Origin of the sequence: Capsulimonas corticalis (genome assembly GCF_003574315.2) — a bacterium.
Lineage (GTDB): Bacteria > Armatimonadota > Armatimonadia > Armatimonadales > Capsulimonadaceae > Capsulimonas > Capsulimonas corticalis.
In genome coordinates, this window is sequence record NZ_AP025739.1 from 102,737 (window position 1) to 124,814 (window position 22,078).

The following is a 22,078-nucleotide window of genomic DNA, read 5'->3' on the forward strand; positions in this document are numbered from 1 at the left end:
AAGCGTGCGCGGCGGCGTCAAGGCAAGAATTAGTTGCGTGCGAGGACGGACGGTTTCTGCGGAGCCGACGTGCGGCGGTACGGCGCCGGGACCAGCTGATCCAGCGCGCGCTCGTAGCGCTCCTTGCGGCCGTAGACCACGATCATGTTCGTGAGCTTGCGGCCCGGCCGGGCGAGCGTCGTCCCATTGTAGTAAAAGCCCGTGCTGGTGCCGGCGTCCAGGTTCATCGCCTCCGAGCAGCCAAGACCGCGCATGACGCGGGCCAGACGTCCCAGATAGATCGAATCGCGGGTCATCGCGAACACGAGCTTGTTACCGGAGGTGATGCCGACGGCGATCCGAGAGTTGGGCGCAAGCATGTGCTTGTCGCGGAAGCGCTCGGCTCGGGGATCGAGCACGATGCGGCTGCCTTGCAGCAGGCGCGGGCCGCAGGCGCAGACGAAGTCATACGCGCTCCAGTCGTGATGCCGGCCCCAGGTGCAGCTCACCATGTCCGCCTTGTTGTTGGGGGTAACGCACAGCGCCGTTCCCATGCCGCCAAAGTGGACCAGGCTGCCGCCGATCACGATATCTCCGACCGGCTTGAGGTTGTCCAGCGAGAAGAACGTCCCGGTAACAGCCACGTTCGGGTTCGCCCGGTCGATCATCTGCCGGAAGGCTTCCGAAGTCCCATCGCCGTTGCGCGCCATCACGGCGGACACTTTGACATTGGGATCGTTCAAATCGACCGTAATGACCTTCACGGGCACGTTCGCCACATTCGTCTGCCAGAACTTGATGCTGCGGCCGCCGCTGCCGTCGCCGTTCGTCGCTACATAGTGCGAACGCTGGGCGGCGATGTGCGCGTTGTGCGCCGCGAGTCGGGCCTGATGGAGCGCCTGAGCCCGCAGAAGACGCGCATTGTGCGCGGACTGCTTCTTCTCAAAGGCCGCGCGCCAGGCCGCGACCTTTCGGTCATGCTCGGCCTGCATCGCGGCCACGCGGCGATCGTGCGCCGATTGCGCGGCGGCGACACGGGCGTCGTGCGCGGCCTGCATGGCGGCGAGGCGGCGGTCGTGCGCCGACTGCGCTTTCGAAGCGTGCGTCTGCGCCGCACGGACGGCGTTTTCATGCGCGGCGCGCGCAATGCGCGCTTTGCGGTCGTGATTGGCCTGCTCGGCGGCGGCGCGGCGGTCGTGCAGGTTCTGCTGCATCGCCCATTTGTGATGCTGCGCCGCCTGGGCGGCCGCCATCCGGCGCGCTTTCAAACTCTGCGACACGGCGGCCGCATGGTCCATCGCCGCCTGCTTCGCCGCCAGGCGGCGCGCATGCTCGGACTTCGCGGCGCGCGCCTCGCGCGAATGCGGTTTCTTCGCGGCCAGACGCTGCGCGCGGGCCGCGATCAGGGCCGCCCGGTGGTTATGCTGCGCGATTGCCGCCAGATGCTGTTCGTGCAGCGCCTGCTGCTGGGCCAGGCGCTGGTTGTGCTGGCGCAGCGCGCGGCGTTCTTTGGGACTGAGTTCGCGGACCTTCGCGATATGCGCGCGCCACGCGGCCTTTTGCTTGGCCGCCAGACGCCTGGCGTGAAGCGCGCTTTGCTTCGCGCGCAGCGCGTTTTGCCGGGCGAGAAGCGCATGCTGCTTTGCATGGATTGCCTGCTGCTGGGCGGCGAGACGCCTGGCGTGCGCGCTCTTATGCGAGGCCGCCGCCGGCTGCGCCGGCGCGGATTTATGTTTTGTGTTATGGTGATGCGAGCCCGATGCGGACTGGCTCTTGCCGGAAGCGCTCACAGCGGAGAGGCTGCTGGCGGCCAAGAGACAGAGAGCAACGGATGCAGCGCGACGTTGGAACTTCATAGCCGTTTCCTCCCCACCCTCAAAAGCTTACCGAGAGACCACTATAAAGTTTATTATCGGCTATATGTAACAAAAAGTGAAGTTCCTAACACACAGAGTTTTTACGGAATTTTACGCTTCGGCGGAGCCGTGATGCTCGGTCCAGGCGGCGCTCAGCGCGGCGCGCAGATCGGCGGCGGCCTTCTGCGGATCGGCGGCGCCGGTAATGGCGTCGGTGACCGCCACGCCGTCCGCTCCGGCGGCGATACAAGCCGCCGCCTGCTCCGGAGTTTGAACGCCGCCGAAGCCGATCACGCGGATCTGAACGGCGTCCTTGATCTTGCGCAGCAGCGCGAGACCGGGGTGGTCCGCTTCCAGCGCTTCGTCGGCCTGGAAGACCGGGCCGAACTGAACGTAATCCGCGCCGCCGCGCTCCGCGCGCGCCGCTTCCTCAACCGACCGGGCGAACGCTCCGACCAGCTTGACGTTCTCCCCGCGCAGATAACTGCGCGCTTCCGACGGGCGATAGGAATGCTCACGCAGCATCAGGCCGTCCGCATGACACTTCTCGGCCAGCTCGATGTCGCCGGTCACAACGAAGAGCGCCTTGCCGGCGGTCATTTCGCGCAAGTGGAGGGAGACAGCGTAGATCGCGAGGTCGTCCGTCTCCCCCGCCACCGCGCGCAGCTGGACGATATCGACTCCGCCCTGGATCGCCGCGTCGATGAGGGAGATTGGGCCGGACACCCCTTCGGAGGATTGCCGGTACAGGTTACGATCAGTCACCAAGGTCAAACTTGGTCCGGTTAAATCTGTCACAATCGGTATTGTACCCCCATTGTCGTCGGGGAGGTCAACAAGCAAGGCGGCCCCAGCGGCAAAAAATCATTTGCCGCCGACGCCGCCTTACGCAAGCTTACGACTAGAAGGAGATCTCAGGCATCTCCTCGGTATCGTCGATAAACACGCGCTTCGCTGCTTCCTCGAAGGTCGTGACGCCCTGCATAATCTTGATCGCGGCGTCTTCGCGCATGGACACCATGCCGCGCGCCATCGCCGCTTTGCGGATCTTGTTGGATGGAATGCGCGCGAGCACCATGTTTCGGATGTTATCGTCCATCGCCATGATCTCCTGAATGCTGCATCGCCCCTTGTATCCCGTTCCTTCGCAGACATCGCATCCGCGGCCAATCACGAACGTTGCGCGCTTCACCTCGGGAGCCTCGGGATTCAGACCAAACGATTTGATCATCTCCGGATCCGGGCTCGTCGGGATCGCGCAGTTCGTACAGACCTTTCGGACGAGACGCTGGGCCATGACGCCGACAACCGACGAAGCCACCAGGAAGGGATCGACATCCATGTTCAGCAGGCGCGTGACCGCGCCGGCGGCGTCGTTACAGTGCAGGGTGGAGAAGACCATGTGGCCCGTCAGCGCCGCCCGGAATGCAATCTCCGCCGTTTCCGAGTCGCGGATCTCGCCGACATAGATAATGTCCGGGTCCTGTCGAAGAATGGCGCGCAGCTGCTTCGCCATCGTCAGACCGGCCTTCTCATGCACGTTGGACTGGCGGATGCCGTCCAGATCGTACTCGATCGGGTCTTCGACCGTGATGATGTTGACTTCCGGAGTGTGGATCGCCTGAATGGCGCTATAAAGGGTCGTCGTCTTACCGGATCCTGTCGGGCCGGTCGCGAGGAAGATCCCGTGCGGCTTGCGGATCAGGCCGTTCATCAGCTTGAGATTGCGCTCGGAGAAGCCGAGCTGATCCAGGCCTGGGCGGCGGCCGCCCTTGTCCAGAATACGAAGAACGACCGATTCGCCGTACTGAGTCGGCAGCGAGGAAACGCGCATGTCGATCGCGCGGTTGTCCAGAGTGACCGCGATACGGCCGTCCTGCGGCACGCGGCGCTCGGCGATGTTCATGTCCGCCATGATCTTGACGCGCGACGTACACGCCGCCTGGAACTCGCGGCGGATGCTGTCCACATGATGGAGCGTGCCGTCAATACGATAGCGAATGTCCAGCGTGTCCCGGCGCGGCTCGAAGTGGATGTCGCTGGCCCCCGCCTTGATCGCGCGGGAAAGGATGGTGTTGACCAGCTGGATGACCATCGGCTGATCGACATCCGCTTCCTCCAGGCCTTCCGGCTGATTGCTCGTCAGGACGCCGGTGCGGCCGCCGGCAGGCTGGTTGAGCATCTCTCCCGGCTTGCGCGCGGTCGCCGGCGGCGTGGCGAATCGGGCGGGGCTGTTGGCGGCGGACGGCGGCAGCAACGCGGGAACGGCGCTGCGCTGTCCCGGAGGCGCGATCGGCGGCTTGGGCGCATTCGGATCGCCGCCGTTGTTGTTGCGGATATCCGGCCCGGCGGCCGCGCCGGCGACAGTCCCAGCGGCGGCGCCGACCAGCACGCGCGCCGGCTGATAGCTGCGCTCGATCTCTTCCCGAACGTGCTCCGCCGTGGCGAGCGCGGGCGCGATGCGAACGCGGTGGGCAACGCCGATCTTGGCGGCCGCTTTCATGATCTCATCGGTCCAGTCGGCGACGGCGAGACGCAGCGTGCCGTCGGCCTTGCGTCCGATGGGAAGCAGCTCGTATCGCTTCGCCACGGCCGGCTCGATCAGCGAAAGCACCGAGCGGTCGATCGTCGTTTCTTTCAGATTGATGTAGGGGATATCGAGGAACTGAGCGTGGGCGCGCGTCACCTGCTCTTCGCCCATCATTTCCAGGCTGACCAGGGCGTCGGTAAACGGCCCGCCATTCTGACGCTGGAGCGCCTGCGCCGACGCGCGCTGCGCGCCGGTGAGCAGGTTCTGCTCCACCAAATACTGGCCGAATTCCTCGGCTCCCTCAAACTGCGATGTATCAGCCACGTCCGCCATCCTTTATCACTTGCACCCAGATGGAAAAACGCAATACAAGTATTGCGTGAACTTCACGATCCATTCAATCCCGGGAGCCGGCGCTCTTAATGTCTATTATAACATTAGTGCGCCGGACCTTGTCAGACCTTCAACGAAAACGAATGCGAATTAGCGATCGCGGCGGCCGCGCAGGCCGCCCCCGTCGTCGTCATCGTCGTCTTCGCCAAAGTGTTCATCCTCGATATCATCGAGCGCGCCGGACGAATCCGTGTAAGACGAAATCTCTTCTCCCCGGAACACCGTGACCAAAAAATCCTCACGATCGAAGGAGGGAAGGTAAGACGACACGATATCCTCGTCGATCTGCGAAAGCAGTTCTTCCTCGGTATTGACGGGAAGATCCGCCTCAAGAACGAGCGTGGCGTGGATCGTATCGTGCGCGTAGTGCAGATCCAGCTGGCCGATCCGCCGGTCATCGTCCCAGATCAGGAAGATTTCCGAGCTTTGCGTGCGCACCAGACGGGAGAGGCGGTAACGGTAAGTGTTTTCCATAAGATAAAAAAAGGGGGAGCCATCGTCTGACTCCCCCGCGTATCGACGTATCGGTTAAGCGGTCTCGGGCCGTAAGTTCGGCAGTGGACGCCGCTGTTCAGGCGTATTGGAAGAGTTGTCGCCGGTGATCGGCGGCGCGCCGGTGGGAGCGACCAGAGGCTTCGAGGGTTCGGGAGCCTTGGCGCCTTCCATCAGCACGATGAACTCTTCGCGCTCCAGCGATTCCTTCTCCAGCAGCACGCGGACAATCTCGTCCATCTTCGTGCGGTTGTCGAACAGGATCTGGCGGGAGCGAGCGTAGCAGTCGTCGATAATCGACCGGACTTCCTTGTCGATCTCGACCGCGATCGTCTCCGAATAGTTGCGCTCCTCGTTCCAGTCACGGCCCAAGAAGGGGTTGCCGTGCCGGGTTCCGAGGACGACCGTTCCGAGACGCTCGCTCATACCATATTCACAGACCATGGCGCGAGCGATAGCGGTGGCGCGCTCGAAGTCATTCGACGCGCCGGTCGTCACCTCGCCGTAAACGGCTTCTTCGGCGACGCGGCCCGCGAGCAGGGCGCAGATATCGTCGAGGAACTCCTGACGGGTGGTCAGGTACTTGTCCTCGGTCGGATACTGCATCGTGTATCCCAGGGCGCGGCCTCGGGGCAGGATCGAGATCTTATGGACCGGGTTGGCGTTGGGCAGAAGCTCGCCGACGATCGCGTGGCCGACCTCATGGTAGGCGATCCGCTCGCGGATCTGATCGTTCATGATGCGCGACTTGCGCTCGGGACCGGCTACCACGCGGTCGACGGACTCGTTGAAGTCCGGAATCTCAATGCGCGTCTTGTCCTTGCGCGCCGCCAGTAGCGCCGCTTCATTGACCAGGTTCGCCAGATCCGCGCCGCTGAAGCCGGGAGTGCGGCGGGCCAGCGCATGCGCGCTGACATCTTCCGCGATCGGCTTGCCGCGCAGGTGGACTTCCAGGATCGCCTCGCGGCCCTTGGCGTCCGGCGTATCCACCGTCACATGGCGGTCGAAGCGTCCGGGGCGCAGAAGCGCCGGGTCCAGGACATCCGGGCGGTTTGTCGCGGCGATCATGATGACGCCGGAGTTCTGATCGAAGCCGTCCATCTCGACCAGCAATTGGTTGAGAGTCTGTTCCCGCTCGTCGTGACCACCGCCCATGCCGGCGCCGCGCTGGCGTCCGACGGCGTCGATCTCGTCGATAAAGATCAGCGAGGGCCGGTTGGCCTTGGCCGTGTCAAACAAGTCGCGGACGCGGCTGGCGCCGACGCCGACGAACATCTCGACAAAGTCCGAACCTGAGATATGGAAGAACGGCACGCCCGCCTCGCCGGCGATGGCGCGGGCCAGCATCGTCTTGCCGCATCCGGGAGGTCCGAGCAGCAGCACGCCCTTCGGGATCTTGGCGCCCAGCGCCTGGAACTTCTTCGCGTTCTTCAGGAACTCGACGACTTCCTCCAGCTCCTGCTTGGCTTCCTCGACGCCCGCGACGTCATCGAAGGTCACCTTCGGAACGCTGTCCGTCAGACGCTTCGCCTTGGAGCGGCCGAACGACATCGCCTGGTTTCCGCCGCTCTGCGCCTGACGCAGGAAGAAGAGCCAGATGAAGATGACGGCGCCCAGGGGCAGCAGGCCCGTGACGATCATCGCCCAGGTGCTGTCCGAGATCGGCGACTTCGGATACTTGAAGTTGACGTGATGATCGCGCAGATTCTTGTCGAGGTCCCGCATGATCTGCGGGTTGTCGGGAAGTTCTACCGTAAAGCCGCCCGAGCGCTGTCCGGCGTTTGCCGCGTACACGCCCTTGAACGTCCCTTTATCGATCTCACCGCTGCTCACCCACCCGTTTTCGACATCATCGACGAATTGGCTGTAGGGAACGGATTTGAGCGTATCGCCGCCCATAAACGGGATGCGGTGGTTGCCTACCAGATACAACACTGTCGCAAGGACAATGAAGGGTACGAGGAAACGTAGTATTTTATTTGTGTTCAACAGTGCCTCCCTCCGCACATTCGGAACAACGTGGGAAGAAAATCCGACCGGTTGATCTGCATCCAGACTTTACCGTGGCGGAAGTATACCACATTCTCCTCGCGGCCGACAACAACGAGCGATCGCTGTCGCAGGGGCGTATGCGTTCTTTCATTAACTACGCAAATGGGCGCACTCGCGTTCCCCATCGAAAAGCGCGCATGTAAATCCGTTCTACCCAAACTCCGCGCAGAGTATGCGCGCTCGCGTCAAATCGACGCTTCCGGCCCGGTTCGCAGGCGCTCGCCAATCGGAACGGGCAGGTTTGCAAGCGTCCCCGCGCCCATTTCGATCGTGTGAACAGCCCCAGGACAGCGCACCAGCGCGCGCCAGGGCGGCACATTCGGGCAGACCGCAAGCACGGTCAAGTCGCGGCTCAAAAAGAGAATATCCAGGGGAAACGCAACAAACCATGTATGGACGGAAGCCACATCGGGAAGCCAGAGCCCCTCGCCCGCCGGCAGCGCGCGCCGGCCCAAGACGCCGACGCCCTTCCCCAGCCAGGAATTTACCTGCGCCACGCTCCCCAGCAAGAGCCCACTCGATTCCATCGTCAGCGTGAAGCGGGGATAAACGGCCATATCCGACCAGTTTACCCGGCCGCGAAGCCATTGCGCCCAACAGAGATCAATCCGCCCAAATAAACAAAAGCGGCTCCGCTCCTTTGTGAGTGAGCGAAGCCGCTTTTGAGTGCTAGCGGAATTATGCGCCGATCAGACCGTCGCTTTTACCATCCGGAGATAACAAAAGACACGGCCTCCGTTCGACGCGTCACGCGTCCGACTTACGCAGTCGGAGTGAACGACGTGCGGCGTCGGAACGCCAGCAGCGCCAGGATTGAGCCGCCCGCCAGGAAAGCGACGACGCTGCCCGGCTCGGGAGTAGTCAGACGATTTGGCGTGAAAGTTACAATCGCGCCCTGGGTGCCCAGGCTGCCGGTCGCTCCGGGAGGAGTCGTGAAGGTCCGGTTGAGCGTGTAGGTGCCGTCCGCAAAGCTGAATGTCAGCGCGGGGGTCGAGAAGACGTCAGTGACGCTCGTGCTAGGAGCATTGCCGCCAACGCCGCCGTCGGCATCGCCAACGAATGAGCCTGAGAAGCTCTTGGTTATGTTCCCGCCAGACGCAACATCATGGATGGTGATGGTTGCAGAGTAGGGATCGTTGAAGTGGTTCGGACCAGTCCCAGGAGTGGTGTTGAGCGATAAGTTGCTCAGCGTGATGAACGTGGTGGCGCCGACGGGACCAGCGGTCGTCGGTAAAATCGTCAGAGTGCTGGTGCCGCTGACAATCGATGTGCTGGCGTAAGAAGTGGAGTAGGTGAAGTTCTGAGCGTTTGCCTGTGTTCCGCTCAGCAGAGCGCCAAGAGCCGCGACGGCGATTGCGCCGCCAATGGCGTTTCGTGTTAACATGAGTGTGGTTCCTTTTGATCCGAAGCATGGACCAATTAAGTTGACTGGGAGACATAAGTCCGCTGGCGCAACAGGATGAACAGCAATAATCACGTTGCGAACAGAGGAGCGTACAACACTGGGGATCCAGAACCGCACAGCAAATATACCTCGCCGCGCAAAAAAATAAACACGAATATAAGGAATTTCTAAAAATATTTTTCAGAGTATAAATACGGATTGCTTACCATTTTTTATATAAACGAATCACTTAATTATATGAATGAAAGCTATTATCACAATTTAATCTTAACGTACGCCAGGCAGCGGCGCCAGGAGAAAAGAAGCGATTCGCCGTCTTCCATCCTGGCGCGTTTTCGTGTCACTCTTCGTATCCGGAAACAGCGCGCACGCTGACGTCGCCGCGCTTTTTCAGCTGGAATGTCAGCTTGTTCGGAGAGCCACAGGAAGGACACTCTTCAATGCGAACCTCCGTCGGCCCCTCGTCCAGCGCTTCGCGATCGACCCGCGTCGAGACAGCCGCGTCACAGCAAAAGCACTTGTAGTCAATGCGTTCCTCGGGGATCGGTTCGTGCTTCTTTTCCTGGAGACGAGCCCAGCGGAAGTGGACGAACAATCGCCCCCAGTTGTCTCCGTCCTTTTCGATCCGATGGTACTGCGCTCGGATTTCGGGACGCTCCAAAAAACGGACAACCGTTTTCTTAAGCGCGCCCGATCCTTTGCCCGGTATGATCTCAAGCTCCGTCGCTCGTTTTGTCACGGCGTCTTCGATCCCCTTGAGCAGGGACGCCTCGATCTCGCGGCTATCGTTGTAAATCGGATGCAGGTCCAGCTTAATCTTCAATACTCTCTCCCCAAACTCTCTCTTTCGGCGCGGCGCGCAGGAAATCTCTCTTGACAAAATGAACTCATGCGCCGTACCCGCCTTTCTTCCATACCGTAACTATTCGGTTCCAAATTTTCGTTCCGCCGCCTGGAGGATCCTGACATAGAGCTTAGCATCGAACGTGTCGAAATCTTGCTTCTCGTCTCCGCGATCGTCGCCACCGTCTCCCAGCGGCTCCGGCTTCCCTATACCGTCGGGCTCGTGCTCGCCGGCGTCGTGATGGCGCTCACCAGCGCGACATCTCAGGTCCATCTCACAAAGCACCTCATCTTCAACGCGTTTCTGCCGCCGCTGATCTTTGAAGCCGCATACTTTATACCATGGACTGAGCTGCGGCGCGATTTCAGCCCTATCACCGTCCTTGCGACGGTCGGCGTTTTGATCGCCGCCGCCGTGACGGCGGCGGGGATGCATTTCGGCGCGCAGTGGTCCTGGCCGAGCGCGCTGCTGTTCGGCGTGCTGATCTCCGCGACCGACCCGGTTTCGGTCATCGCCACGTTCAAGGACGCCGGCGTCCACGGACGTTTGCGGCTGCTGGTGGAGGCGGAAAGCCTCTTCAACGACGGCACGGCGGCAGTGCTCTTCGCCGTTGTCTCGGCGGCGCTGCTGGGCGCGGGCATGTCCGCCGGCGCCGTCGTCCTCAGCTTTGTCGTCACGGTCGTGGGAGGCGTCCTCTGCGGCGCGCTCGTCGGCGCGGCGGCCCTGCTGCTGATCGGACGCGCCACGGACCATCTTGTGGAGATCTCCTTCACCGTGGTCGCCGCGTACGGCTCGTTTTTATTGGCCGAGCAGTTCCATCTGTCGGGGGTGCTCGCGACGCTGACGGCGGGGATGCTGATCGGCAATATCGGCCCCGCGCGCGCCATCACGGATCGCGGGCGTGAAGCGGTCGGCGCGTTCTGGGAGTACGCGGCCTTTCTCGCCAACTCGCTGATCTTCCTGCTGATCGGCCTGCGCGGCGCGCGGGAAAGCTTCGCCGCGCTGCTCGTCCCCACCCTCATCGCCATCGCCGTCGTCCTCGCCGGCCGCGCCGCGTCCGTCTACGGCTGCTGCGCTTTCTACGCGCGCGCCGCGCGGCGCATCTCCCTCCAGCGCCAGCACATCCTCTTCTGGGGCGGCCTGCGCGGCGCCCTCGCCCTGGCGCTCGCCCTCGGCCTGCCGCCCGAGACCCCGGACCGCTCCCAAATCCTCACCGTCACCTTCGGCGTCGTCGCCTTCTCCATCATTGTACAAGGACTGACCATCACGCCGCTGCTGCGGCGGCTGGGAGAGATTGAAACAAAGCCCCACTCTTGACAACCCATCCCCGAATCCGTACACTGACGGCATGACGATTTCTCAACTTTATTCTCTGGAAACTTTGAACGAGCGCCTGCGCGGCGGCCTCATTGTGAGCTGTCAGGCGCTGCCGGGCGAAGCGCTGTTTGGCGGCGAGATCATGGCGCGGTTGGCCGTCGCGGCGGAGCGGGGCGGAGCGGTCGGGATTCGCGCGAATAGTCCCGTGGATATCGCGGCGATCCGCGCCGTCACGAGCTTGCCGATCATCGGTCTGTTCAAAGTCGATGTGGCGAATTACGACGTGTATATCACGCCGACCGTGAAGGACGCGCTGGCCGTGGCGGAAGCGGGCGCGGATATCATCGCGCTGGACGCCACGGATCGGCCGCATCCGGAAGGGACGACGGCGGAGTTTATCGCCGCTGTCCGAGTCGCGACGGGGCTGCCTGTATTGGCGGACATTTCGACGTTTGCGGAAGGCGTCGCCGCGCAGGAGGCGGGCGCGGAGTTTATATCGACGACGATGTCGGGATACACGCCTTATAGCCCGCAATTGGAGGGACCGGATTTGGAGCTGGCGACGCGGCTGGCGGCGGAGCTCAAGAGGCCGCTCTTCGCCGAAGGGCGCATCCATACGCCGGAGCAGGCGCGGGCGGCGCTGGACGCGGGGGCGTTTGCGGTGATTGTCGGCGGGGCCATCACGCGGCCCCAGCAGATCACCGAGCGGTTCGCGCGCGCCGTCGCCGCCGGGAAGTAGCCATTCATGCCCACCTATCTTGGAATCGATATCGGCGGCACGAAGATCGCGGGCGCGCTGGTGGATGACAACGGACTCGTTCTCAAAACCGGTGTGCGCCCCACGCAAGCGGAGCGCGGCGGGGCGCAGGTGCTTCAAACGGCGATCGCGCTGGGTCAAGAGCTTTTGCACGGTTCGGAGCAAGTCATCGCCGGCGCCGGCGTCGGCGCCGGCGGGCAGATCGACGCCGAACGCGGCGTCGTGGTCTCGGCCACGGAGATCCTGCCTGGCTGGGCGGGGACGGAGATCGGCGCGGCCTTTAAGTCCGCATTCGGCGTTCCCGTCGCCGTGGATAACGATGTCAACGCCCTCGCCGCCGGCGAGGCGAAGTTTGGGGCGGCCCGGGGATTGTCCACCGTCGTCTTTCTGGCGCTCGGCACCGGGGTCGGCGGCGCATTGCTGTTAGAAGGCCGTGTTCATTACGGCGCGCACTGGACCGGAGGCGAGTTCGGGCACCTGCTGCTGACGATGGATCCTAACGCCCGGAAGGACGGCGGCGGGGCGCGAGGGACACTCGAAGCCTACGCGAGCGGGCCCGGCCTCATTCAGACGTGGCGGGAGATCGCGGGCGACGACGAAGCGCCAATCACCGGCGCGGAGATCGCGGCGGACGCCGTTCAGGATCCCGGAGGGATCGGCGCGGCGGCGATTGCTCAGACCGGTCGCTATCTGGGCTTTGGGCTTGTCAGCCTCGCCAATGCGCTCGATCCGGATGTGATCGTGATCGGCGGCGGGCTGGCGGCGCTCGGCGATGCGCTGCTTGCTCCCGCCCGCGCCGTGCTTGCCGAGCGCGCGCTTCCTGGCCCCGCGCAAACGCCGGTTGTCCTCGCCTCGCTGGGCGAGCACGCCTCGACCATCGGCGCCGCCGCCTTGATCATTCCATTGCCGAAAGCAGTCTCTTGATATGAATACGAACTCCCTGCGCATCGCGCTCGCGCCGCTCGACGAACGCCCCGTCAACACCCGCTATCCGCAAATGCTCGGGCAGATCGCCGGCGCCGAAGTTCTGCTGCCGCCCTCGGAAGCGCTCGGCCTTCAGCGCGAGCCCGCGGATCTGCCGGTCATCACGCAATGGCTGCGGGACACGGCGCCGACGACTTCGGGCGCGATCGTCTCGTGCGACTATCTGGGCTACGGCAATCTGATCAACGCCCGTATCTCCCAGGACAGCGCGGCGGCCGTCCTGGGGCGGCTGAGCATTCTGGAGGAGATCGGCGCGCGGATCCCCGTGCACGCCTTCTCCCTGATCACCCGGGTCGCCAACGCCGACAACTGTGTCGAGGAGCCGCTCTACTGGGAAAAGTGGGGCACGCGCTTTTACCGATGGGCGCGGCTGACGCACCAGTCGGAAACGAGCCTGCTTCCGCCGGAAGACCGCGTGGTTTTGAAAGATCTGGACGCCCAGCTTCCGCCGGACCTGAAAGCCGATTGGCTGATGCGGCGCCTGCGCAACCATACCGTCAACTTGGGGCTGATCGACCTGGCGGCGCGCGGCAAAGTCGCGAGCCTGCTGCTGACCTCCGACGACACCGCCGCCTACGGCTTTCCCAGCCGCGAGCGGGACTGGCTGCGCGGCTGGCCGCGCCTGATCGGCCCGGCGCTGTCATCGCGGCTGCACATGTATCCCGGCGCCGACGAAGTCGGTTCGGCGCTGGCGGCGCAGCTGATCAACGCGCATCACGGACGCGCGCCCCTGGTCTGGGTGGAGTATGCGATCCCCGGCGATGAGGAGTATATCGCGCCTTACGAAGACCGCCCGGTGCGCGAAACCGTGCTGGGACAGATCTCCGCCTGCGGATGCGTCCTCGCCGAATGCCCCGAAGAAAGCGACTTCATCCTCGGAGTCGTCACGCCCTCGCCCCGGCGCACGGACTATCGCCTGGAATACGCGGAGGAGGACCGCCGGGATCGCACCGCCCCTTATTTGCGCTTTATCGCCCGTCTGGCGGGCTGGCAGGCGCGGGGTCTGGCCGTGGCCGTGGGCGATGTCGCCTACCCCAATGGCGGCGATCCGCTCTTTTCCGACTTGCTGCTGGACCCGGCTTCGGCGCTGCGTCCCGGGGGGCTGGCGGCGTACGGCGCCTGGAACACGGCGGGCAACACGCTGGGCGTGGTGGTGGCCCAGGCAGTCTGCGCGCTGTACATCGAAGACAACGCCGAGCAGGCAGAGGCGCAAAAGCGCTTCCTGGCGCATCGGTTCCTGGAGGACTGGGGATATCAGACGGTCGCGCGCCGCGCCGCTCGCGACATCATCGAACAGAGTTTTGGACGCCGCGACCCCGACCCCAACTCTCTCGAACAGATCGCCGAGACCCGCAAAGCCATCGAAGAACAGCTGACGAGTTTACTTACCCGGCTTCAGCAGTCCGGAGTCGGCGAGGGGCTGACGCTCGTTCCCGGGAGCGCCCGCCTTCCCTGGCGGCGAACCTTCGAGGTGGATTTCGATCTGTCCTGACCCAGACATTCGCCCAAGACGCAATTGTAACCCGCCATTAACCTCATGCACGCCTGCCTTGGGCGTCGCCGGGGTACAGTAGGGTTAGCCGCAATGAAATACGCTTGCTGCTGAGAGTTTGGCAGAACTCTCAAACATAAAGACCCCTTTTCACAGCCTTTTCCAGAATCTTGGAAAGGGCTTTTTTGCATCCTCAGAGTCGCCCATATAACAATAATTTCGTTTGTAACTATGCGTTAACCTAATCCGCAACAAGCATGGATCGACGGCTGGTACAGTTGTCCTTGCATGGAACTCGCGCCGGATCAGGCTTCGGACTTCGTTCCGCGCCGCATTCGGCCCGCATTCTTGTTCGCGATTCACGACAAGGAGATACGCATGGCACTCTCTCGTAAAAACATCATTCTGCTGGCGGCGGGCGTAGCGCTCATTCCGACCGGATTTCTGCTGAAGGCGCATGGATCGGACCACGCCGATACCCCGGCGATCGCCGCTCAGCCGGGCGCGGACCTTACCGACGTCTTTGTGTTTCCCTCGCCCTCCGACTCCTCGAAAGTCGTCCTGGCGATGGACGTACACCCTTTGATCCCCAGCGGCGGATCCGGCGGTGTATCCTTCGACCCAAGCGTTCTCTATCAGTTCAAAATTGATAACACCGGCGACAATGTCGAGGACCTTGTCATACAAGCCCGCTTTATCGGAACGGGATCGAGCCAGCGCGTCTTGATCTCTGGTCCCATGAAGCCGGATCGCACCGGAACGGTTACTACGGCGCTGGCGCCCTACGCCGTCACGGGCGCGATCAATCAGGCCTTCTCTCCCGCCACGGGGATCGAAGTCTTCGCGGGCGCGCGAGAAGATCCCTTCTTCTTCGACCTGAACCGCTTCTTTACGATCCTGCCCGACCGCGCGACGCCGATCACCGGCACGGCGGTCAGCAATCCAAATCAGCCCCAGGCCGCAAGCTTCAACAACCCGGGAACGGACTTCCTCGCGCCGTACAACGTGCTCGCCATTGTCGTGGAGCTGCCGAAAACGTCGCTGGTCCCGGGGACGAATAAGAAGATCCACGTTTGGTGCACCACCAGCAAATAATCGGCTTTTGTTCAGGAGAAGAGAGAACGATGTTACAGAAAAAATTCATGCTTGGCGGTTTGGCGCTCAGCCTCGCGGCGATCGCTCTGGCGGGCTGCGGCGGCAGCGGCGACAGCGGCGGAACGAAGACTTACACGCAAGTTGACCGACTGGCCCGCCCCGCCGTCAACGAAGTCTTCGCGACAGTCGCCAATAATCGGCACCAGATCAACGACCAGGACAATCCCACGGATGACTCCGGGCAGCTCGCCAACGATATCCAGAGCTTCATGGTCGGAACCGCCGGCCGCTCCCAGGCGATCACGAACGTCGTCAAGGCCGTACTGGTCCCCGACGTCATGGTGGCTGACTTGAGCCAGTCCGGCAACGCGACCTACCTGGGCGTGGAAACCGGCGGAGCCACCGGCGGCACGTTTGGCGGCCGCGACCTGAAGGATGATGTCGTCGACACCTCGCTCGGCGTCATCTTCGGAGCCACCGTGCCGACGCTCGGCCTGGCGCCGGAAGACGGGAAAGAGATCCCCGCGCTGACGAGCGACCATGTCGGCTTCGGCGCGAAGCACTTCACGAGCGCATTCCCTTACCTGGGAGCGCCCAAGTAGCGATCCTTCGCGCGCCTTCAGTATTCACTACTGAGGGCGCGCGAACCACGCCTTTTTCTTCGATGTGGAGTCGATCAATACGATGAAACGAGCCGCTATCGCCGCTTCCGCCCTCGCTTTGTGCCTCGCCGGCTGGGCCTGGACCAGCCGCAAGGCGCAGTCACGCCCGCCCAGCGGCCCTCCCGCGCAGCACGAACCTTACGATCCAGGCCGCCTGGAGCACACCATCCGTTTTTATGAAAGCAATATCCAGCGCGACTCGGAAGACGCCATCGGTCGGTCGCTGCTCTCCGGATTCTATTTGCAGCGCTGCCGCGAGACCGGCGACATCGCCGACGCCGCGCGCGCCGAAGCGATGGCCCGCAAGTCGCTGGCGATCCGAACCCGCAATAATATCGCCGCTTACGATCAGCTCGCGCTCAGCCTGTTCACCCAGCACAAATTCCCCGAGGCGCTTGCGCTCACGCAAAAGATCGTCAACGCCGCTCCTTCCGATGCGCAGGCGCAGTCGCTTCTCGTGGAGCTGAACACGGAAATGGGCGAGTACCCCAGCGCCGCCACCGGGATGGCGAAGCTCGCCGCCGGCAACCACGACCCGCACACGCTGGCGATGGCCGCGCGCCTGATGGAGCTGACCGGCAATCTGGACGGGGCGCTGGCGCAAATGCAATCGGCGCGCGCGCAGGCCGACACCAACCTGGATATGTCGGCGGAAGGCGACGCCTGGTATCACATGCGCGAAGGTAACATGCTGGGCGCGCTGGGCCGGGCGGACGAAGCAAAAAAGGCGTACCTCGCCGCCGTCGCCCTCTTCCCGAACGATTACCGCTCCATGACCTTTTTGACGCGCCTCGCGGCCGGCCGGGGAGATAACAAAGAAGCGATTGACTGGGGCAAACGATCCTCCGCGATCGTGCCCACTCCGGAGATCCTGGCTCTGCTCGGCGACGCCTACACCGCGTCGGGAGACACCCGGCAGGCCAATCTGCAATACGCGATGGTGGACGCCGCCGGGCGAATCGCGCGCTCGCAGGGCGGGGTTTACGACCGGCAGCGCGCCATCTACTGCGCCGACCATCACGTCCACCTCCCCGAGGCCGTGCGGATCGCCCGGCATGAGCTGACGATCCGGCATGACGTCTACGCCTACGACACGCTCGCCTGGACCAGTTACCAGGCCGGCGATCTTCCGACGGCTTCCTCGGCGATGTCCAAAGCGCTGGCGTGGCGCACGCAGGATTCGCTGCTGGAATACCACGCCGGAATGATCGCAAAGGCGCTTGGCGACTCCGCCGGCGCGCGCGCTCATCTGGCGAAGGCCCTGGCGCTGAACCCCTACTGGAACCCATTCGCGCCGAAACTGGCCCGCGCCACTCTCGACACACTGAACGCGGCCGGCGCGGCGACCGCGCAAATCCCGGCTTCGCCGCAAACGCCGCCCACACCCAGGAGTTAAAAACGTCCATGAATATCCGACGTTTCGTGACCGCGGCGCTCACCGCCGCGCTGCTCGCGGGAGCCGCCTTCACCGCGCCCGCCGGCGCTCATCCGATGGGGAACTTCTCCATCAGCCACTACAGCCGCATCACGGCCGCCAAGGCCGGTTTGCAGATCTTTTACGTGCTGGACATGGCGGAGATCCCCACCGTGGCGGAGCGCGCCGCGATGGACACGAACGGCGACGGCAAGATCACCCCGGCGGAGCAAACCGCCTATCTCGCCGCAAAAACACCCACGCTGGCCCAGGGATTGACGCTCACAGCCGACGGGCGCCCGGTCCCATTGGACATCGCGTCCAGCAATCTGGCCTTCCGGCCGGGCGCCGGCGGACTAGACACGATGCGGCTGACGATGGATCTGAAGCCCGCCGCTCCGCTCGGCGCCGGAGCGCACAAGATCGCGTATCAAGACGGCAACTACGCCGAGCGCACCGGGTGGAAAGAGATCGTCGCGACAACCGACGGACACGCGTATCTTGGCGACGCCTCCGTACCGTCGACCGACCGCACTCAGGCGCTCACCGTTTATCCCAGCATCACGGCGATGTCGCCGCTCCAGGAAACCTCGGCGACCTTCACCGTTTCCGACACGCCCATCGCGGCGTCGGCGGCGCTTGCGGGAACGCCCGCTCAGACGGCGGCGCCCAGCGTTTCCGCGACAAACACCAGCACGCCGCAGGACCGCTTCACGCAGGCGATCGCGGCGAAGAAGCTGACGCCGGGGATCATGCTGGTCGGTCTTCTGATCGCTTTTGTCTTCGGCTCTTTCCATGCGCTCTCGCCCGGCCATGGCAAGACGATGGTCGCGGCGTATCTGGTCGGGTCGCGCGGCACGGTCAAGCACGCGTTCCTGCTCGGCGTCGTGGTCACGATCACGCACACGCTCGGCGTCTTCGCGCTTGGCCTGGTGACGCTGTTCGCCTCGCAATATATCGTCCCGGAGAAGCTCTTCCCGATATTGAGCGTTATCAGCGGCCTCGCGGTCTTCGGCGTCGGCCTCTGGCTGTTCTATAGCCGCATCCGGGGCCTGGACACGGGACATTCCCACGATCACGCGCACGACCATGGGCATAGCCACGATCATGATCATGATCACAGTCACGACCACGATCATGACCATAGCCACACGCACGAACATCACGATCATGACCACACGCACGAACATGTTCACGAGCATGTCTATGAGCCTGCCCTGGCGCTGGCGACATCCAATGGGCATGTCCACACGCATATTCACGAGATCGGCCATACACACGATCACGATCATGATCACGACCATGGACACGATCATACGCACGATCACGATCATAGCCACGATCACGGACACAGTCATGACGGCGGCCACTCGCATGGGTTCGGGCATCACCACCATCATCACGTTCCCGAAGGGCCGATTACGGCGAAGTCGCTGATCGCGCTGGGGATCTCAGGCGGCATCGTCCCCTGCCCGTCCGCGCTCGTCGTGCTTCTCTCAGCCATCGCGCTGCACCGGATCGCCTACGGTCTGCTGCTGATCACGTCCTTCAGCATCGGCCTCGCCTCGGTGCTGATCGCGATCGGCGTCGCGGTGGTGTCGGCGTCCAAGCTTTTGCAGCGCGTTCCGCGAAGCGACGCCTTCACGCGCTTCATGCCGATCTTCAGCGCCGCCGCCGTCACCACCATCGGCGTCATTCTGGTCATTCGCGCGATCGGCGGCGCCCCTCTGTAAACTGGCGGGAACGCGACGGCGCTGCGCGGCGTTCTTGAGTGGTACTCCGCGATCACTTCGGCGGCGCTTCGATGTCGTGTATAATAGTACACAGCATTGAGGTCGCCGCCCTTTGCGTTAGAATGGATTTTCGTCCCACGTGAACACCATCGATCACACGAAACGCCGTGTCGCCGTTCTGCTCGGCTCTCTCTTCGCCATCAACATCTTGATCTGGCTCGTGACCTGGGGCGCTTCGCATACGTACCCCGTGCTGCTGGCGACGGGATGGCTGGCGTACGCCTTCGGCCTGCGCCACGCCGTTGACGCCGACCATATCTCGGCCATCGACAACACGACCCGCAAGCTGATGCAGGAAGGCAAGCAGCCGATCGGCGTCGGCTTCTTTTTCTCACTCGGACACTCGACCATCGTCGTTCTCCTCTGCGCCGCGCTCGCCGTCGCCGCCTCATACGTGCAGCAGCACCTGCACGGCTGGCAGGCGCTGGGCGGCCAGGTCGGCGCGCTCGTGTCCAGCAGCTTTCTGTACATCATCGGTTTCGTCAACCTGATCGTCTTCATCGATCTCGTCGGACGCATGCGCGCGCTGTCGCGCGGCCGCGATCTCGACGAGGAAGCGCTGCACAATGCGATGGAGCAGCGCGGTTTCCTGGCGCGGATCTTCCGGCCGATTTTGCGCATGGTGACGAGCAGCCGTCAGATGTACCTCGTCGGCTTCTTGTTCGGCCTGGGGTTCGACACCGCGACCGAAGTAGGACTGCTGGGAATGTCCGCCCACTCGGGACAAACGGGGACGCCGATCTGGGTGATCATGCTCCTGCCGGCGCTCTTCACGGCGGGCATGTGCCTGATCGACACGCTCAACAGCGTTCTGATGCTCGGCGCCTACGGCTGGGCGTTTATCAAACCCGTCCGCAAACTCTATTACAATCTGAGCATCACGCTGATTTCGGTCGTCGTCGCATTCGTCATCGCCACGCAGGAGATGCTGGGCCTGGCGCATATCGATCTGTCGCCCAAGGGGCCATTCTGGCAGTCGCTGGACGACCGTCTCGGCTTCGTCATCATCGCCGTATTCCTTGCCGGCTGGGCGATCTCCGCCCTGCTGCATAAGATCCGCACGTACGAGCCGGAACAATCATGAGCCCGCGCACGCACAACTCATCGCTGGCGACGGGCGATGTCCCGATGTCCTCCGATGAGGAGCTGGTCTTGCTGCGCGCGCTCTTGCGCGCCTCGGACTACGGGGTGCTGCTTTCCGACTCGACCGGCCAGGACTTGATCTGCAATCCGCGCTTCGGCGAAATGTTCGGTTTCGACGTCGTGGAATCTCTGAACGACGGCCCGGAACAGGTGCGCGCGCAGATGATTCCGCGCGTAATGGATCCGGAAGAGTTCGTCCAGACACTCGATGAGATCTACGCCGATCCCACCCTGACGCGCGAGGATGAGATCGCGATCCTGGCGCCCAAGTATCGACTCCTGCGCCGCTACACGGCGCCGGTGCTGGATGACCATATGGCGGTGATCGGCCGCCTCTGGACATTCCTGGACATCACGCGCACGCGCCGGCTGGAGCAGAAAGTGCGGACTCAGTCCGAGCAGCTCAAACAGCAGTCGCGCGAGCTCGCCAACGCGCTCAAAGCCGCGCACGGACGCCTGCATAAAGTCGAGGATGTCCTCACCCAGACCCAGCAGCAGCTTCTGGAATCCGAGAAGCTATCGGCGGTCGGCCTGCTCGCGGTCTCGGTCGCGCACGATATCCGCAATATCCTGACGCCGCTCGCCATCGAGCTTGCCCTCGCCGATCAGGACGATCGCGCGCAGCGCGCCGAGTCATTCGATCTGATCCAGAAGCAGGTCGATCGTCTGTCGCTCCTGACGCATCGCCTGCTCGGCATCGCTCGTCCGCAGGCGACGCACCGCGCGCCGGTCGATCTGCCGGCTCTGGTCGCGCATACCGCCGAGCTGCTGCGCCCACAGGCCGCGCAGGAGAATGTCACGGTCTCGATCCAGATCGCGAAAAAAATCCCCACGGTTGTCGGCGATCTGGGACAGCTGGATCAAGTCCTGGTCAACCTCGCGCTGAACGGAGTCCAGGCGATGCACGCCTGCGGCGGGACGCTCACCATCTCCCTCGCGCGCGACAAGGGCGGCGCCTGCCTGAAAGTTTCGGACACCGGTCCCGGGATTCCCGCGAATATCCGCCGCCGTTTGTTCGATCCGTTCTTCACGACCAAGGAAAACGGCGCCGGTCTGGGACTGTTCTCCAGCCGGCGCATCGTCCAGGACCACGGTGGCGTGATGAAGCTGCGCAGCTCGTCCTCCGGAACTCAATTTTCGATCTGGCTGCCGGCAGAAGGAGCGAAACATGGCGGGTAAGATTATGATCGTGGAGGACGACCGCGCCATCGCGCAGTCTCTGTCGCGCCTGCTGGCGCGCGAGGAGTATTACATTGTCGCCAAAAGCACGGCGGAAGAGGGCATCGCGCAGATTCGGGAGGACCCTTCCTTCGATCTGGCGCTTCTGGATGTGACGCTGCCTGGCCGCGACGGTTTCTTCTGCTGCCGCGAAATCCGCCAGCTCGGGTGGCGCGGCCCGGTCATCATGCTCACGGGGCGCAGCCTCTCCATTGAAAAGGTCGCGGGCCTGGAAGCGGGCGCCGACGACTATCTGACCAAGCCCTTCGACCCCGCCGAACTGCTGGCGCGCATCCGCGCCCATCTGCGCCGCACGCGCGACTACAACGCTCCAGACGATCAGCAGGACCAGATCGCCGTGGACGCAGATCTGATCGTGGACCTTCGCATACGCGACGCCGTTGTCCAAGGCGCCCCCGTCCACCTGACCGACCGGGAATTCGAGCTGCTCCTTCTCCTGGCCCGCAGCCTGGGTACGGCGCAGGACAAGATCTGGCTCTTCCAGCAGATCTGGGGATGCTCGCCCGAAATGGGCATCAAAGCGCTGGCCGTTTACATTCGACGCCTGCGGCAAAAGATCGAGGTGAACGCCGACGAACCCAGATATATCCAAACCGTGCGCGGCTTCGGATATCGGCTGGGCGGCGAGTAA

General features: G+C 63.4%; 18 protein-coding genes and 1 pseudogene. 11 read left to right on the forward strand and 8 right to left on the reverse strand.

Annotation, left to right across the window (positions count from 1 at the left end; translation table 11 throughout):
* Positions 1-29 precede the first annotated feature (29 nt).
* The 8 genes and pseudogenes from D5261_RS00515 to D5261_RS33300 all read right to left on the reverse strand — a co-directional run.
* Positions 30-1,835 (reverse strand): phosphodiester glycosidase family protein, encoded by a 1,806-nt coding sequence (locus D5261_RS00515; protein WP_119320008.1) that lies wholly within the window; start codon positions 1,833-1,835, stop codon positions 30-32.
* Positions 1,836-1,946: 111 nt separating this feature from the next.
* Entirely contained in the window at positions 1,947-2,600 is a 654-nt protein-coding gene (locus tag D5261_RS00520; protein ID WP_165863980.1) for a thiamine phosphate synthase, read from the reverse strand.
* Positions 2,601-2,736: 136 nt separating this feature from the next.
* Positions 2,737-4,689, reverse strand: a complete 1,953-nt coding sequence (locus D5261_RS00525; RefSeq protein WP_165863981.1) for a GspE/PulE family protein — start codon at positions 4,687-4,689, stop codon at positions 2,737-2,739.
* 159 nt (positions 4,690-4,848) lie between these two features.
* Positions 4,849-5,232, reverse strand: a complete 384-nt coding sequence (locus tag D5261_RS00530; protein WP_119320011.1) for a hypothetical protein — start codon at positions 5,230-5,232, stop codon at positions 4,849-4,851.
* Positions 5,233-5,286: 54 nt separating this feature from the next.
* On the reverse strand, positions 5,287-7,239 hold the full coding sequence (gene ftsH, locus D5261_RS00535) for an ATP-dependent zinc metalloprotease FtsH (RefSeq protein ID WP_218025507.1): 1,953 nt from the start codon (positions 7,237-7,239) through the stop codon (positions 5,287-5,289).
* 248 nt (positions 7,240-7,487) lie between these two features.
* A complete protein-coding gene (locus tag D5261_RS00540; RefSeq protein WP_119320012.1) occupies positions 7,488-7,859 on the reverse strand; it encodes a DUF192 domain-containing protein in 372 nt (123 codons plus the stop codon).
* Positions 7,860-8,062: 203 nt separating this feature from the next.
* Positions 8,063-8,686 (reverse strand): PEP-CTERM sorting domain-containing protein, encoded by a 624-nt coding sequence (locus D5261_RS00545; protein WP_119320013.1) that lies wholly within the window; start codon positions 8,684-8,686, stop codon positions 8,063-8,065.
* A 595-nt stretch (positions 8,687-9,281) separates the two neighbouring features.
* A pseudogene (locus D5261_RS33300) lies at positions 9,282-9,530 on the reverse strand (Smr/MutS family protein); the annotation flags it as partial.
* Between the two features lie 174 nt (positions 9,531-9,704).
* On the opposite strand from D5261_RS33300, the gene D5261_RS00555 reads away from it, so the two are divergent.
* The 11 genes from D5261_RS00555 (at position 9,705) to D5261_RS00605 (ending at position 22,078) form a co-directional block, all read left to right on the forward strand.
* Positions 9,705-10,868: a cation:proton antiporter gene (locus tag D5261_RS00555; RefSeq protein ID WP_218025508.1), complete on the forward strand. Its 1,164-nt coding sequence runs from the start codon at positions 9,705-9,707 to the stop codon at positions 10,866-10,868.
* A 31-nt stretch (positions 10,869-10,899) separates the two neighbouring features.
* Positions 10,900-11,607 carry an N-acetylmannosamine-6-phosphate 2-epimerase gene (locus D5261_RS00560; protein ID WP_119320016.1) on the forward strand — a complete coding sequence of 236 codons (708 nt, stop codon included), beginning with the start codon at positions 10,900-10,902 and terminating at the stop codon, positions 11,605-11,607.
* 6 nt (positions 11,608-11,613) lie between these two features.
* Positions 11,614-12,549, forward strand: a complete 936-nt coding sequence (locus D5261_RS00565; RefSeq protein WP_119320017.1) for an ROK family protein — start codon at positions 11,614-11,616, stop codon at positions 12,547-12,549.
* A gap of 1 nt (position 12,550) precedes the next feature.
* Positions 12,551-14,101, forward strand: a complete 1,551-nt coding sequence (locus D5261_RS00570; protein ID WP_119320018.1) for a DUF4127 family protein — start codon at positions 12,551-12,553, stop codon at positions 14,099-14,101.
* Between the two features lie 378 nt (positions 14,102-14,479).
* Entirely contained in the window at positions 14,480-15,196 is a 717-nt protein-coding gene (locus tag D5261_RS00575; RefSeq protein WP_165863982.1) for a DUF4331 family protein, read from the forward strand.
* A 29-nt stretch (positions 15,197-15,225) separates the two neighbouring features.
* Complete coding sequence (locus tag D5261_RS00580) at positions 15,226-15,798, forward strand: DUF4331 family protein (RefSeq protein ID WP_119320020.1); 573 nt, start codon at positions 15,226-15,228, stop codon at positions 15,796-15,798.
* 82 nt (positions 15,799-15,880) lie between these two features.
* Positions 15,881-17,254 (forward strand): tetratricopeptide repeat protein, encoded by a 1,374-nt coding sequence (locus D5261_RS00585; protein WP_125205831.1) that lies wholly within the window; start codon positions 15,881-15,883, stop codon positions 17,252-17,254.
* Positions 17,255-17,262: 8 nt separating this feature from the next.
* Positions 17,263-19,005 carry a nickel/cobalt transporter gene (locus D5261_RS00590; RefSeq protein ID WP_119320022.1) on the forward strand — a complete coding sequence of 581 codons (1,743 nt, stop codon included), beginning with the start codon at positions 17,263-17,265 and terminating at the stop codon, positions 19,003-19,005.
* A 139-nt stretch (positions 19,006-19,144) separates the two neighbouring features.
* On the forward strand, positions 19,145-20,149 hold the full coding sequence (locus D5261_RS00595) for a HoxN/HupN/NixA family nickel/cobalt transporter (protein WP_119320023.1): 1,005 nt from the start codon (positions 19,145-19,147) through the stop codon (positions 20,147-20,149).
* Entirely contained in the window at positions 20,146-21,387 is a 1,242-nt protein-coding gene (locus D5261_RS00600) for a sensor histidine kinase (protein WP_119320024.1), read from the forward strand. The genes D5261_RS00595 and D5261_RS00600 overlap by 4 nt, the downstream gene beginning before the upstream one ends.
* On the forward strand, positions 21,377-22,078 hold the full coding sequence (locus tag D5261_RS00605; RefSeq protein ID WP_119320025.1) for a response regulator transcription factor: 702 nt from the start codon (positions 21,377-21,379) through the stop codon (positions 22,076-22,078). Before D5261_RS00600 ends, D5261_RS00605 begins: the two co-directional genes overlap by 11 nt.

What these genes read in the sequence shown, in the direction of transcription:
- D5261_RS00515 (WP_119320008.1), bottom strand. Translation starts at nt 1,835, where the DNA reads ATGAAGTTCCAACGTCGCGCTGCATCCGTTGCTCTCTGTCTCTTGGCC.
- D5261_RS00530 (WP_119320011.1), bottom strand. Translation starts at nt 5,232, where the DNA reads ATGGAAAACACTTACCGTTACCGCCTCTCCCGTCTGGTGCGCACGCAA.
- D5261_RS00540 (WP_119320012.1), bottom strand. Translation starts at nt 7,859, where the DNA reads ATGGCCGTTTATCCCCGCTTCACGCTGACGATGGAATCGAGTGGGCTC.
- D5261_RS00545 (WP_119320013.1), bottom strand. Translation starts at nt 8,686, where the DNA reads ATGTTAACACGAAACGCCATTGGCGGCGCAATCGCCGTCGCGGCTCTT.
- D5261_RS00560 (WP_119320016.1), top strand. Translation starts at nt 10,900, where the DNA reads ATGACGATTTCTCAACTTTATTCTCTGGAAACTTTGAACGAGCGCCTG.
- D5261_RS00565 (WP_119320017.1), top strand. Translation starts at nt 11,614, where the DNA reads ATGCCCACCTATCTTGGAATCGATATCGGCGGCACGAAGATCGCGGGC.
- D5261_RS00570 (WP_119320018.1), top strand. Translation starts at nt 12,551, where the DNA reads ATGAATACGAACTCCCTGCGCATCGCGCTCGCGCCGCTCGACGAACGC.
- D5261_RS00575 (WP_165863982.1), top strand. Translation starts at nt 14,480, where the DNA reads ATGGCACTCTCTCGTAAAAACATCATTCTGCTGGCGGCGGGCGTAGCG.
- D5261_RS00580 (WP_119320020.1), top strand. Translation starts at nt 15,226, where the DNA reads ATGTTACAGAAAAAATTCATGCTTGGCGGTTTGGCGCTCAGCCTCGCG.
- D5261_RS00585 (WP_125205831.1), top strand. Translation starts at nt 15,881, where the DNA reads ATGAAACGAGCCGCTATCGCCGCTTCCGCCCTCGCTTTGTGCCTCGCC.
- D5261_RS00590 (WP_119320022.1), top strand. Translation starts at nt 17,263, where the DNA reads ATGAATATCCGACGTTTCGTGACCGCGGCGCTCACCGCCGCGCTGCTC.
- D5261_RS00600 (WP_119320024.1), top strand. Translation starts at nt 20,146, where the DNA reads ATGAGCCCGCGCACGCACAACTCATCGCTGGCGACGGGCGATGTCCCG.
- D5261_RS00605 (WP_119320025.1), top strand. Translation starts at nt 21,377, where the DNA reads ATGGCGGGTAAGATTATGATCGTGGAGGACGACCGCGCCATCGCGCAG.